This is a genomic window from Stappia stellulata DSM 5886 (assembly GCF_000423705.1).
In the GTDB taxonomy this organism is placed as follows: Bacteria; Pseudomonadota; Alphaproteobacteria; order Rhizobiales; family Stappiaceae; genus Stappia; species Stappia stellulata.
The window spans coordinates 335433-348676 of sequence record NZ_AUIM01000011.1; the positions used below are offsets into that span (position 1 = coordinate 335433).

Genomic DNA, 13244 nt, shown 5'->3' on the forward strand with positions numbered 1-13244 from the left:
CGCCAATGATCTTCACCCCGCTCAAGCGGGGGGACAACAAGAAGAAGCGCTTTCAAGCGCACAAGATGCAGTCAACCAAAAGGGGACTTGATGCCATGACAAACAGACGCGATTTCCTCAAGAAGGCCGGTCTTGGAACCGTCGCCGCAGCCGGCGCCTCGACGCTGGCGGCCCCCGCCGTTCTCGGCCAGGCGCCGATCAAGTGGCGCCTGCAGACCTATGCCGGGCCGGCGCTCGCCGAACACGTCATCAAGCCGCATATCGATGCCTTCAACAAGGCCGCGAACGGCGACATGGAGATCGAGCTCTTCTTCGCCGATCAGCTCGTTCCCACCGGCGAATTGTTCCGCGCCATGCAGCGCGGCACCATCGATGCCGTGCAGTCGGACGACGATTCCATGGCTTCGCCGACGGAGGTCACCGTCTTCGGCGGCTACTTCCCCTTCGCCAGCCGCTATTCGCTGGACGTGCCGGTGCTGTTCAACCAGTACGGCCTGAAGGAGATCTGGGAGGAGGAATACGCCAAGGTCGGCGTCAAGCATATCTCCGCCGGTGCGTGGGATCCCTGCCACTTCGCCACCAAGACCCCGATCCGCTCGCTGGAAGACCTGAAGGGCAAGCGCGTCTTCACCTTCCCGACCGCGGGTCGCTTCCTGTCGCAATTCGGCGTCGTGCCGGTCACGCTGCCCTGGGAGGACATCGAGGTCGCCGTGCAGACCGGCGAACTCGATGGCGTTGCCTGGTCGGGCATCACCGAGGACTACACGGTCGGCTGGGCCGATGTGACCGACTACTTCCTGACCAATAACATCTCGGGCGCCTGGGCCGGCTCCTTCTTCGCCAACATGGAGAAGTGGAACGAATTGCCCGACCACCTCAGGACCATGCTGCAGCTCGCCATGGATGCGTCGCACTATTATCGCCAGTGGTGGTACTGGGGCGGCGAGGCGTCCTTGCGCGTCAACGGCACCAAGATGCAGCTGACCTCCATTCCCGATGACGAATGGCAGACGGTCGAGGAGGCCGCCATGGTGTTCTGGGACGAAATCGCGGCTCAGTCGGAAACCAAGGCGAAGGTCGTCGAGATCTTCAAGAAGTACAACAAGGACATGCAGAAGGCCGGACGGCCCTACCGCTATACCTGATCGTGCTTGCCGGAGCCGCACTGGCGGTTCCGGCCCAGGGTCTGCGGTCCGCATGCAAGCGTGCGGACCGCGTCTTTTCCGCTCAAACGAGACCGATGGATCCCATGGCTGGCAATCTCACCTTTGACGCCCTCAAGCGGGCGGTCGCCGACGGCGAAATCGATACCGTCCTGACCTGTATCGTCGACATGCAGGGTCGGCTGATGGGAAAACGCTATCACGCCCAGATGTTCGTCGATCACGCCTATGCCGAGACGCATTGCTGCAACTACCTGCTGGCGACCGATCTGGAGATGTATACGGTCGAGGGATACCGCGCGACGAGCTGGTCCGGCGGCTACGGCGACTATGTGATGCGCCCCGACCTGACGACGTTGCGCCTGGTGCCCTGGCTCGAGGGCACCGCGATGGTGCTTTGCGACGTGCTGGATCACCACACCCACGAAGAGGTGTCGCATTCGCCGCGCACGATGCTGAAGCGTCAGATTGCGCGGCTGGAAGACATGGGCCTGGTCGCCAAGACGGCGACCGAGCTGGAGTTCTTCCTGTTCGAGAAGAGCTTCGACGAGATCCGCCGCTCGGGCTTCCGCGACCTGGAACCGATCTCAGCCTACAACGAGGATTACAATATCTTCCAGACGACCAAGGAGGAGGTGGTGCTGCGCCCGCTGCGCAATCATCTCTATGCCGCCGGCATCCCGGTCGAGAACTCCAAGGGCGAGGCGGAGACCGGCCAGGAAGAGCTGAACATCCGCTACGCAGAGGCGATGGATTGCGCCGATTACCACACCATCGCGAAACATGCGACGAAGGAGATCGCCTGGCAGAACGGGCGCGCCGTCACCTTCCTGCCGAAGTGGCACCGCGACAAGGTTGGCTCCTCGTCGCATGTGCATCAGTCGCTGTGGACGAAGGCCGGCGACAGCGTTTTCTTCGACGCGGACGCCGAGCACGGCATGTCCGACAGGATGCGTCACTACATGGCGGGTCTGATCAAATACGCGCCCGACTACACCTACTTCCTGGCGCCCTATGTCAACAGCTACAAGCGCTTTCAGAAGGGCACCTTCGCGCCGACCAAGACCGCCTGGTCGGTGGACAATCGCACGGCCGGATTCCGGCTTTGCGGAGAAGGCACCAAGGGTGTACGGGTCGAATGCCGCATCGGCGGATCGGACCTCAACCCCTATCTGGCCCTTGCCGTCCAGCTTGCCGCCGGGATGCGCGGCCTTGAGGAAAAGCTGGAGCTCGAGGCGCCGATCACCGGCGACATCTATCAGGCCAAGCGGCTGAAGGAGATCCCGGGAACGCTGCGCGACGCGAGCCGGTCCCTGAAGACGTCGAAGTTCCTGCGCGAGGCGCTCGGCGACGAGGTGGTCGACCATTATGTGCGCGCGGCCGAATGGGAACAGGAAGAGTTCGACCAGGTGGTGACGGACTACGAAATCGCCCGCGGTTTCGAACGCTGCTGAGCGACACCGCCACGCGGCATCCGGCCCGCCGGGTCGAATGCCGGAAACTACACTCAATTGACGGATCGCGTCCCGCGCCCCTCGCGGAGACGTTTTCAAAAGGTGCAAAATGTCGGAAACGATCAAGCTGATTTCCCCGGTCGACGGGTCGGTCTATGCCGAACGCCCGGTGATCGCGGATGCTGAACTCAACCGGGCCGTGACCCTCGCGCGCACCGCCCAGGTCGATTGGGCGGCGCGGCCCATCGCCGAGCGCTGTGCGGCGGTGGGCGCTGCCATCGACGCGCTCGAGGCAATGAACGACGAGATCGTGCCGGAGCTTGCCTGGCAAATGGGCCGTCCGGTCCGCTACGGCGGCGAAATGGGCGGCACGCGCGAGCGCGCCGACCATATGATCAAGATCGCCGAGGAGGCGCTTACCCCCCGCCGGCACACGGACCGTCCGGGCTTTACCCGATACGTGAAGCCGGAGCCGCTCGGTATCGTCATGGTCATCGCGCCGTGGAACTATCCCTTCATGACCGCGATCAACACCGTCGTTCCGGCTCTCATCGCCGGCAATACGGTGATCCTCAAGCATGCCGCGCAGACGCTGCTCGTCGGCGAGCGCCTCGATGCCGCCTTCAGGAAGGCGGGGCTGCCCGAGGGCGTGTTCCAGAACGTCGTTCTGACCCACGGCCAGACCGAGACTTTGCTCAAGTCGGGTGCCATCGACCACATCAATTTCACCGGCTCCGTCGGTGGCGGCCGCGCAATCGAGAAGGCGGCTGCGGGAACCTTCGCTTCGCTGGCGCTGGAGCTTGGCGGAAAGGACCCGGCCTATGTACGGGCCGACGCGGATGTCGATTTCGCCGTGGCGGGTCTCGCCGATGGCGCCTTCTTCAATTCCGGACAGTGCTGCTGCGGCATCGAGCGGGTCTATGTGCATGAAAAGCACTTTGACGCCGTGGCCGAAGGACTCGCCGCGGCCGGTCGCGCCTTCGTGCTCGGCAATCCGCTGGAGGAGGCGACGACGCTCGGGCCGATGGCACAGGCGCGCTTTGCGGCGCACGTGCGCGAACAGACCGACGAGGCGCTGCGCAAGGGAGCGAAGGCGCTGGTCGATCCCTCCGCCTTTACCGCCAACGCGCCGGGCACTGCCTATCTCGCGCCGCAGGTGCTTGTCGATGTCGATCACCAGATGTCGGTGATGCGCGAGGAAAGCTTCGGTCCGGTCGTCGGCGTCATGAAGGTGCGCAACGACGAGGAAGCGCTGGCGCTGATGAACGACAGCCCCTATGGCCTGACCGCCTCGATCTGGACGGCGGACGAGGAGGCCGCGATTGCGCTCGGCGACAGGCTGGAGACGGGTACCGTCTTCATGAACCGCTGCGACTATCTCGACCCGGCGCTGGTGTGGACCGGTGTCAAGGAAACCGGCAAGGGCGCGGCCCTTTCGGAGCTTGGCTATCTGTCGCTGACGCGTCCCAAGTCCTATCACCTGCGCCTCAAGACCTGAGGCCCGGGACCGGCGGGGCTCCAGGGTTCCGCCGGCACCAACCCATCCCGTCTTCTCGTTCTCCCGCCGCGAAGAGCGGCGCTTTCAGGGTTCAAAACTCATGACGTCCACTCCTTCCGCAAACTGGTCCTATCCAACCTCCGTGCGTTTCGGCGCCGGCCGCATCAAGGAGCTTGGCTCCTGCGCCACGGCCGTTGGCATGAAGCGCCCGCTGCTCGTGACCGATCCGGGCCTTGCGAAGCTTCCCATGACCGAGGCGACCCTTGAGGCCCTTCGCGATGCGGGGCTCGAGCCGGGCATCTTCAGCGAGATCAAGCCCAATCCGACCGGCGCCAATGTCGAGGCGGGCGTCGCCGCCTATCGTGCCGGCGGCCACGATGGTGTGATCGCCTTTGGCGGCGGATCGGGCCTGGATGCGGGCAAGGCGATTGCCTTCATGTCCGGCCAGACCCGACCGATGTGGGATTTCGAGGATGTCGGTGACTGGTGGAAGCGCGCAGACCCGGACGGCATCGCGCCGATCATCGCGGTTCCGACCACCGCCGGCACAGGCTCCGAGGTCGGGCGTGCCAGCGTCATCACCAACGAGGAAACCCACACCAAGAAGGTGATCTTCCACCCGAAGATGCTGCCGGAGATCGTCATTTGCGATCCCGAACTGACCGTTGGCATGCCGCGCTACTTCACGGTCGGCACCGGCATGGACGCGCTGGCGCATTGCCTGGAGGCCTATTCCTCGACTTTCTACCATCCGATGGGCGACGGCATCGCGCTGGAAGGCATCCGCCTGGTGTTTGAAAATCTCAAACGCGCCGCCGATGTGCCGGACGATCTCATTGCGCGCGGCAATCTGATGTCGGCGGCCGCCATGGGGGCGGTCGCCTTCCAGAAAGGCCTTGGCGCGATCCACGCCTTGTCACATCCCGTCGGCGCGCTCTACGACACCCACCACGGCATGACCAATGCGGTCTTCATGCCCTACGTTCTGGCTTTCAACCGCCCGGTGATCGAGCAGAAATTCGAGCGCCTTGCCGGTTTCCTCGGCCTCGACGGCGGTTTCGACGGCGTGATGAAGGCGGTTCTGGAGCTTCGCGATGAACTGGATGTGCCGAACACGCTGGCCGGCCTCGAGGTCGATGGCGCGCAAGCCGCGAAGATCGCCGAGATGGCTGTGGTCGATCCGACCGCCGGCGGCAATCCGCTGGAACTGACCGTGGACGGCGCCCGTGCGATCTTCGACGCGGCGCTGGAAGGCCGCCTCTAGGACCCGCGAGCGAACAATAGCGCGCAAGCCTGCGTGTGAAAGGGGGTGGCGGGCCGGTTCCGCCGCCCTCGTCGATTGACACAGGGTCGCTTCCGCCCCTACATCCTTGGCGCGCCCGCAGCCGGCGGGTGCCATGATCACAAGCGGGACGAGGCACTATGACGACAACGCGGATCGACCGTCGCTTTGCGGCGTGCAAGGCGGCGAACAGACCGGCGCTGGTGACCTTCGTGACCGCCGGCGACCCCGATCTTGCGACCTCGCAGGCGATCCTTGATGCCCTCCCCGCGGCGGGAGCGGATGTGATCGAGCTCGGGATGCCGTTTTCGGATCCCATGGCCGAGGGCATTCCGATCCAGCTCGCCACGCAGCGGGCGCTTGCCGCCGGCCAGACCATGGACAAGACGCTGGACATGGTGCGGGCCTTCCGCAAACACGACAACGACACGCCCATCGTGCTGATGGGCTATTACAATCCGATCTATGTGCGCGATCCGGCCGTCTTCGTGAAGACGGCCGTCGACGCCGGCGTGGACGGACTGATCATCGTCGATGTTCCCCCCGAGGCCGACGACGAACTGTGCCTGCCCGCGCTGGGCGCCGGCCTCAACTTCATTCGCCTGACAACGCCGACGACCGACGACAAGCGCCTGCCGGCCGTGCTCGCCAATACTTCCGGTTTCGTCTACTACGTTTCCGTGACCGGGATCACCGGCGCGACGATCGCCAACCGCACCCGGGTCGGTGAGGCGGTGCAGCGCATCAAGTGCCACACCGATCTGCCTGTCGCGGTCGGCTTTGGCGTGAAGACGGCGGAAGACGCGGAAGTCATCGGGCGCGATGCCGACGGCGTCGTGGTCGGTTCGGTTCTCGTCGAAGCAGTGCGCAACAGCCTTGATGATGCCGGAAAAGCGACCGATAAGACGGTGAGCGCGGTGAGCGATGTTGTAAGAAGTCTTGCCGAAGGCGCGGCGCGCGCGCGACAGGGTTAGAACGGCTAGGCTCAACGGCTGCGCGGCGCAATCCGCGCGCAGCCTGGACACGAGAAACGGACGGTAGTCACCTTGAACTGGATCAACAACCTCGTTCGCCCGAAGATCCGCGGTCTGCTGCAGAAGCGGGACGTGCCGGAGAACCTCTGGATCAAGTGCCCCGAAACCGGGGAAATGGTGTTCCACCGCGATCTCGAGGCCAACCAGTGGGTCGTACCGACGTCCGGCCATCACATGCGCATCGCCGGCAAGAAGCGGCTTGAACTGTTTTTCGATGGCGGAACCTACGAGACGGTCAAGACGCCGGAGGTGGCCGCGGACCCGCTGAAGTTCCGCGATGAAAAACGCTACACCGACCGGCTGCGCGACGCCCGCGCCAAAACCGGCCTGGACGATGCCGTGACGGTTGCGACCGGCCTGCTCAAGGGCATGCCGATGACGGCGGCGGTGCAGGATTTCGCCTTCATGGGCGGGTCGCTCGGCATGGCGGCGGGCGAGGCAGTGCTGACCGGAATGGAAACGGCTGTCGAGCGAAACACGCCTTTCGTTCTGTTCGTGGCCTCCGGCGGGGCACGCATGCAGGAAGGCATCCTGTCCCTGATGCAGATGCCGCGCACGACTGTCGGCGTCCAGATGCTGCGCGAAGCGGGCCTGCCCTTCATCGTGGTCTTCACCAATCCCACGACCGGTGGCGTGACGGCCTCCTACGCCATGCTCGGCGACGTGCATCTGGCCGAACCGGGCGCCCTGATCGGCTTCGCCGGTCCGCGGGTCATCGAGCAGACAATCCGCGAAAAACTGCCCGAAGGCTTCCAGCGCTCCGAATATCTGTTCGATCACGGCATGATCGACATGGTGGTCCACCGCCATGAGCTGCCGGAAACGATTTCCCGCATTTGCGGCATCCTGACAAAGACGCCGGTGGGCGTTCCGGACCCCGAAGAGCTTGCGGCCGACATCGCTGCGTCCGACGAGACTGCGGATCTGGACACGCCGGCGGAGAGCGAAACGGAAGCCTCTGACGGTGCGGACGCGCCGCGCAGCTGACCAAACGCTGGCCGGCTCTGCCGTGATTGCGGCGTCTGGCTGTCTTCAAGGCGACACGCGGCGTCGCGGTCCCGCCAAAGCCCTTGCGCGCCGGCGGCGCGCCTCATAACAGATCCGCAAACGGGGCGCAGTCGCGCCGGGCCGCACGGGCAGAGACATGGATCAGGTAACGGCGATACTCGACCGGCTTCTTGCGCTTCATCCGCGCGAGATCGACCTCTCGCTCGGACGCATGGAGCGCCTTCTGGAGGCGCTCGGCCGCCCCCAGGACAGGTTGCCGCCAACGATCCACATCGCGGGGACCAACGGCAAGGGCTCGACCACTGCCTTCATGCGCGCGATCCTGGAGGCGGCCGGCCTCAAGGTTCATGTCTATACCTCACCGCATCTCGTCGCTTTCAACGAGCGCATCCGCATTGCCGGACGGCTCGTCGACGATGCGCGGCTGATCGGCGCGCTCGACGCCTGCGAACAGGCGAATGCCGGGGCCGAGATCACTTTCTTCGAGGTGACGACGGCTGCGGCCATGTTGCTTTTTTCAGAAGAACCGGCCGATGTCCTGCTGCTGGAGGTCGGGCTTGGCGGGCGGCTGGACGCCACCAATGTCATCGACGCGCCGCTCGCCAGCGTCATCACCCCGATTTCGATGGATCACGAACGGTATCTGGGCGAAACCCTGGCCGGCATTGCGGCGGAAAAGGCGGGCATCCTGAAAGCGGGCGCGCCGGCGGTGATTGCGCCGCAGGCGGAGGCCGCCCGAGCCGTCATCGAGCAGCTCGCCGGCACACTCGGCGCGCCGCTGGCCGCATTCGGAGAAGCCTTTCTGGCGTGGGAAGAAAACGGCCGGCTGGTTTACCAGGACGAGGAAGGCCTGATGGATCTGCCTCATCCCCGGCTGACCGGACGCCATCAGGCGGTGAATGCGGGCATGGCCATTGCCGCGCTGCGCCAGGCGGGACGCTTGCCGGACCCGGACACGATCGGCCGTGGCCTGCTGTCCGTCGACTGGCCCGGCCGCTTGCAGCCGCTGATGCATGGCCCTGTGCTGGATCTTTGCCCGCCGGATGCCGAACTGTGGCTCGATGGTGGGCACAATCCGGGCGCCGGGGCTGTGATTGCGGCGGAAATGGCCTTGCAGGAAGAACGCTGCGACCGGCCGCTCTATCTCGTCAGCGGCATGCTCAAGACCAAGGATCCGGTTGGCTTCTTTCAGCCCTTTGCAGGCCTTGCCCGGCATGTGGCGACCATTCCGCTGGCCTCGACCGACGCCTACCGCACGCCGCAGGACCTGGCCGCAGCGGCGACGGATGCCGGCCTGTCGACAACCGCGTTTTCATCGCTGGAGGGGGCATTGGCGAATGTGCGCGCGCGCGCGGAGGAAGATGGCACCGCGCCGCGTGTGCTGATCTGCGGGTCGCTCTATCTTGCCGGAGAAATTCTCTCGAAGAACGGCATGCGCCCGGTCTGACCGCCGCCGATCAGAGTTTCCTCAGCCGCACTTCGTTGATCGCGTGATCGGAGCCCTTGCTCAGGATCAGGTCGGCGCGCGGGCGTGTCGGCAGGATGTTTTCCTGCAAATTGATGAGGTTGATCTCGCTCCAAAGCCCTTCTGCTATGGCAAGGGCATCCTCGTCGCTCGACAGCGCGTATTTGTTGAAATAGGAGCCGGGATCCTGGAACGCAGTCTCGCGCAGGCGCATGAAGCGCGACACATACCAGTTGTGCAGCACTTCCTCATCGGCGTCGATGTAGATCGAGAAATCGAAGAAATCGGAGACGAAGGGCACTTCCTTGCCGTCGCGCGGCAGGTTGCTCGTCTGGAGAACGTTCAGCCCTTCGAGGATCAGGATGTCCGGACGGTCGACGGTGACCGACTGGCCGGGCATGACATCGTAGTAGAAATGCGAATAGACCGGTGCGGCAACATGACGGCGGCCGGCTTTCAGGTCTGACAGGAATTTCAGCAGCGCCGGCCGGTCGTAGCTTTCGGGAAAGCCCTTGCGTCGCATCAGCCCTTCCGTCTCCAGCACGGCATTGGGGTAGAGAAACCCGTCGGTGGTCACCAGATCGACCTTGGGGCTGGCCGGCCAGCGCGCGAGCAGTGCCTGCAGCAGGCGGGCGGTGGTCGATTTCCCCACCGCGACGGACCCGGCGATGCCGATGATGAAGGGGTTCTTGACCTCGTTGCTGCCGAGAAAGCGGTTGGTCGCCCGATGCAGCTGCTGGGTCGCCTCGACATAATAGGCGAGCAACCGCGACAGCGGCAGCAGGATCGATTCCACCTGGGCGATGGAAACCGGGTCGTTCAGGCTTTGCAGTCGTCGCACCTCTTCCGCGCGAAGCGTCATCGGCGTGTCTGCCCGAAGCCGCGCCCATTCGGCTTCGGTGAACACACGGTAGGGCGACAGTTCGTCCTCGATGATTTTACTAAGACTGTGTTCCATGACCTAAGTGACGTCCCGATCCCCTGTCCGAACGGTTCCCGCGTCCGGATCGACCCCCGCGCGTCCGTCGGTCGCCGCGTTGGTCATGTCAGCCCCGGCGCCTATCCGGCATCCGTTGCGGCCTCGAAATCGCGGCCGCTCAGTCGCGCGGTCGCGACGCCTTTTCTTCAAGCCCCGTTTGGGCGGTGCGTCTCGCGAGCTCGTCCATTACCGCCGCAAGCGGAACGTCGCGGGCACGCAACAGCACAAGCAGATGATACAAGAGATCAGCGGCCTCTCCGGTCAGGCCCCGAGGATCGTTCTCGACGGCGGCGATCGCAGCTTCCACCGCTTCCTCGCCGACCTTCTGGGCGATCTTGGAGACGCCCTTGTCCATAAGCTTGCGGGTGTAGGACGAGGCGTCGTCGCTGGCCGCCCGCGTTCCGATAATGCGGTCGAGATCGTCAAGTGTGAAGCCGGTCATTGGTCGAAACGAGGTCCCTTGCCCGTGTCAGGCAGCCGTGCGCGCTGTCGGTGCGCCTTACGCATCGAGGCGCATCGCTATGCCGTTTGCCGCCATATGCGTTTTGGTTTCGCGGATCGTATGTGTGCCGAAGTGAAAGATCGAGGCGGCGAGAACCGCGGTCGCGTGTCCGTCGCGCACCCCTTCGACCATGTGATCGAGTGTGCCGACACCGCCCGATGCGATCACCGGAACGGGCACGGCATCGGCGATGGCGCGCGTCAGCGCGATGTTGAACCCGAGCCGCGTGCCGTCGCGGTCCATGGAGGTGACGAGCAGCTCGCCCGCCCCCAGCTCCACGGCCGTTCGCGCGAAGTCGACCGCATCGATCCCGGTTTCCGTACGTCCGCCATGAGTGAAGATTTCGAAGCGTTCCGGCTCGCCGGGCGCATTGACCTGTTTGGCGTCGATGGAGACGACAATGCATTGCGCGCCGAATTTCTCCGCCGCCTGGCGGATGAAGTCGGGGTTCTTCACGGCGGCGGTGTTGATCGACACCTTGTCGGCACCGGCGATCAGCAGCTTGCGGATGTCGTCCACCGTGCGCACGCCGCCGCCGACGGTCAGCGGCATGAAACAGGCCTCCGCCGTCCGGCGCACCACGTCGTAGATCGTGTCGCGGCCCTCGTGACTGGCGGTGATGTCGAGGAAGCACAATTCGTCCGCGCCCGCCGCGTCATAGGCCTTGGCGGCCTCCACGGGATCGCCGGCATCGACCAGATTGACGAAATTGACGCCCTTGACGACACGGCCGTCCTTTACGTCAAGGCAGGGAATGACACGGGCTTTCAACATCTTGGCAACGCCTCGGGCGATTTTCGCGGGTGCAGCATAACGACAAGGCCGCGAAACTGCAAAGCCGGGCAACGCCCGGAACGGGACAGTCTAGCGCAGGAACTGTCAGGCGGATTTCAGAATGGCAATGGCCTCGGCCGGATCGAGCCGCCCGTCGTAAAGCGCACGGCCGGAGATTGCGCCGGCAAGGATCGCGCATTCGGGCGAGGCCAGTCGGCGGACATCGTCGATGGAGGCCAGTCCGCCCGATGCGATCACCGGGATCGAGGTTGCCTTTGCAAGGTCGAGCGTCGCGTCCCAGTTGATTCCGGCGAGTACGCCGTCGCGGTCGATGTCGGTGTAGATGATTGCGGAAACGCCTGCATCCGCGAAGCGGGACGCCAGTTCGCTTGCGGCAAGCTCGGAGGTCTCCGCCCAGCCTTCGACCGCGACCTTGCCGCCGCGCGCGTCGATGCCGACCGCAATGCGTCCGGGAAAGGCCGCGCAGGCGTCCTTCACCAGTTGCGGGTCGCGCACGGCAACCGTGCCGAGGATCACCCGGGAAATGCCCTTGGCAAGCCACGCCTCGATATGGGCGAGGCTGCGGATGCCGCCGCCGAGCTGCACCGGGTTGGACGTCGCGGCCAGAATTGCGTCGACCGCGTCGCCGTTGCGGCTTTCACCGGCGAAGGCGCCGTCGAGGTCGACCACATGCAGCCAGTCGAAGCCCTGGTCCTGAAAGGTCTTGGCCTGGGCGCCGGGGCTGTCGTTGAAGACGGTCGCCTGGTCCATGTCGCCGAGCTTGAGACGGACGCACTGGCCGCCCTTGAGGTCGATGGCGGGAAAGAGTGTGGGCATGGGAAAAAGGGTCCGGTGTTGACGGTCGGTCGGGTGCCTCAGGGCGCCCAGTCGAGGAAATTGGCGATCAGCTCCAGCCCGAGCCGCTGGCTCTTTTCGGGGTGGAATTGTGTTCCGATCATCGTGTCGCGGCCGACGATCGCGGTGATCGTGTCGCCGTAGTCGGTGGTGGCGAGCACATGTGCTGGATCCTGGGCGGCAAGGTGGTAGGAGTGCACGAAATAGGCGTGCAGCCCGTCCGGACCGGTGTCGAGCCCGTCGAGCACCGGATGCGAGCCGGTCACGGAGATCGTGTTCCAGCCCATGTGCGGGATCTTCAGCGCCGGATTGTCGGGCGTGATCGCGGTGACGTCGCCGGGGATCCAGCCGAATCCCTCGGTTGTCTCGAATTCAAGCCCGCGGCTCGCCATCAGTTGCATCCCGACGCAGATGCCGAAGAACGGTCGCCCCTTGATTTCCACCGCTTCGATCAGGGCCTCGGCCATGCCGTCGACGGCCTTGAGGCCGCGCGAACAATCTGCGAAGGCGCCGACGCCGGGCAGCACGATCCGGTCGGCGCGCGCGACAACATCCGGGTCTGCGGTGACGCGCACCTGCGGTGTATGCGCATGGGCCCGTGCCGCATGCTCGAACGCCTTTTCGGCGGAGCGCAGGTTGCCGGATCCATAGTCGATGATGGCGATCAGCATGGTCTGTGTTTTCCGATTGTCGTTTGGTGTCAGCCCTGTCGGGGGGCCGGTGTCAGGCCGACGACATGCGTGCTGGCGAAACGCGGGGCATTGGCAGGGCCTGTGCGCAGGGCGGGGGCGGGAGCCGCCGGTGCGGGCATGGTCTGCCGGGCCGAAAGGGCGGAGAAGAACCTTTGTTCGGCATCGGCGAGCGTGCTGCCCTCGACCGTTGCAACAAAATGCCAGCCGCGTCGTTCCATCGTCCACCGGCGCAGGCCGTTGGCTTCGAGCGCAACGAGCACGGCAAACAGGAACCCGCCGAGCAGCGGGGCAACGCCGCCGATCTGGCGTGTCACGAATTCAAGCAGCAGTGCCAGCACCAGATAGACGATCACGACCAGCCAGAGCCGGCGGAACAGCATCCAGATCACGGCGAAGAACAGTGCCGGCCAGCAGAACCCCTCCTTGATGAAGGCGATGCGCTCGATATCCTTTTCACGCAGGGCTTCCAGCCTCGTATCCGGCGGTATCAGCACCGTGTAGATGGTCATGCGGCGCGCCTCCCAGCGCTCGTGCGGTG

The 13244-nt window shown here is 64.8% G+C and carries 13 protein-coding genes; 7 read left to right on the plus strand and 6 right to left on the minus strand.

From position 1 onward, the window contains the following. The first annotated feature begins 95 nt into the window (after positions 1–95). The 7 genes from G572_RS0109085 (at position 96) to G572_RS0109115 (ending at position 8886) form a co-directional block, all read left to right on the plus strand. The gene (locus G572_RS0109085; RefSeq protein WP_029058193.1) at positions 96–1145 is read left to right on the plus strand and encodes a TRAP transporter substrate-binding protein; all 1050 of its coding nucleotides are present in this window, start codon (positions 96–98) and stop codon (positions 1143–1145) included. 104 nt (positions 1146–1249) lie between these two features. After that, the gene (locus G572_RS0109090; RefSeq protein WP_029058194.1) at positions 1250–2617 is read left to right on the plus strand and encodes a glutamine synthetase family protein; all 1368 of its coding nucleotides are present in this window, start codon (positions 1250–1252) and stop codon (positions 2615–2617) included. Positions 2618–2726: 109 nt separating this feature from the next. Next, positions 2727–4115, plus strand: a complete 1389-nt coding sequence (locus G572_RS0109095; protein ID WP_029058195.1) for an aldehyde dehydrogenase family protein — start codon at positions 2727–2729, stop codon at positions 4113–4115. 100 nt (positions 4116–4215) lie between these two features. Further along, complete coding sequence (locus tag G572_RS0109100) at positions 4216–5379, plus strand: iron-containing alcohol dehydrogenase (protein ID WP_029058196.1); 1164 nt, start codon at positions 4216–4218, stop codon at positions 5377–5379. Between the two features lie 158 nt (positions 5380–5537). After that, entirely contained in the window at positions 5538–6371 is an 834-nt protein-coding gene (gene trpA, locus G572_RS0109105) for a tryptophan synthase subunit alpha (protein WP_029058197.1), read from the plus strand. 72 nt (positions 6372–6443) lie between these two features. Next, entirely contained in the window at positions 6444–7418 is a 975-nt protein-coding gene (gene accD / locus G572_RS0109110) for an acetyl-CoA carboxylase, carboxyltransferase subunit beta (protein WP_029058198.1), read from the plus strand. A gap of 157 nt (positions 7419–7575) precedes the next feature. Further along, on the plus strand, positions 7576–8886 hold the full coding sequence (locus tag G572_RS0109115; protein ID WP_029058199.1) for a bifunctional folylpolyglutamate synthase/dihydrofolate synthase: 1311 nt from the start codon (positions 7576–7578) through the stop codon (positions 8884–8886). A 10-nt stretch (positions 8887–8896) separates the two neighbouring features. Here G572_RS0109115 and coaA read toward each other — a convergent pair whose 3' ends face one another. The 6 genes from coaA to G572_RS23250 all read right to left on the minus strand — a co-directional run bounded on the left by coaA (position 8897) and on the right by G572_RS23250 (position 13215). Beyond that, positions 8897–9862 (minus strand): type I pantothenate kinase, encoded by a 966-nt coding sequence (gene coaA, locus G572_RS0109120; protein WP_029058200.1) that lies wholly within the window; start codon positions 9860–9862, stop codon positions 8897–8899. 139 nt (positions 9863–10001) lie between these two features. Then, the gene (locus G572_RS0109125) at positions 10002–10325 is read right to left on the minus strand and encodes a phosphoribosyl-ATP diphosphatase (RefSeq protein WP_029058201.1); all 324 of its coding nucleotides are present in this window, start codon (positions 10323–10325) and stop codon (positions 10002–10004) included. 57 nt (positions 10326–10382) lie between these two features. Next, positions 10383–11159 (minus strand): imidazole glycerol phosphate synthase subunit HisF, encoded by a 777-nt coding sequence (hisF, locus tag G572_RS0109130; protein WP_029058202.1) that lies wholly within the window; start codon positions 11157–11159, stop codon positions 10383–10385. Positions 11160–11264: 105 nt separating this feature from the next. After that, complete coding sequence (hisA, locus tag G572_RS0109135) at positions 11265–11996, minus strand: 1-(5-phosphoribosyl)-5-[(5-phosphoribosylamino)methylideneamino]imidazole-4-carboxamide isomerase (RefSeq protein WP_029058203.1); 732 nt, start codon at positions 11994–11996, stop codon at positions 11265–11267. A 38-nt stretch (positions 11997–12034) separates the two neighbouring features. Beyond that, positions 12035–12685 (minus strand): imidazole glycerol phosphate synthase subunit HisH, encoded by a 651-nt coding sequence (gene hisH / locus G572_RS0109140; protein WP_029058204.1) that lies wholly within the window; start codon positions 12683–12685, stop codon positions 12035–12037. Between the two features lie 29 nt (positions 12686–12714). Then, positions 12715–13215, minus strand: coding sequence for a DUF2628 domain-containing protein (locus G572_RS23250; protein ID WP_051242057.1), 501 nt, complete (start codon positions 13213–13215; stop codon positions 12715–12717). Positions 13216–13244 lie beyond the last annotated feature (29 nt).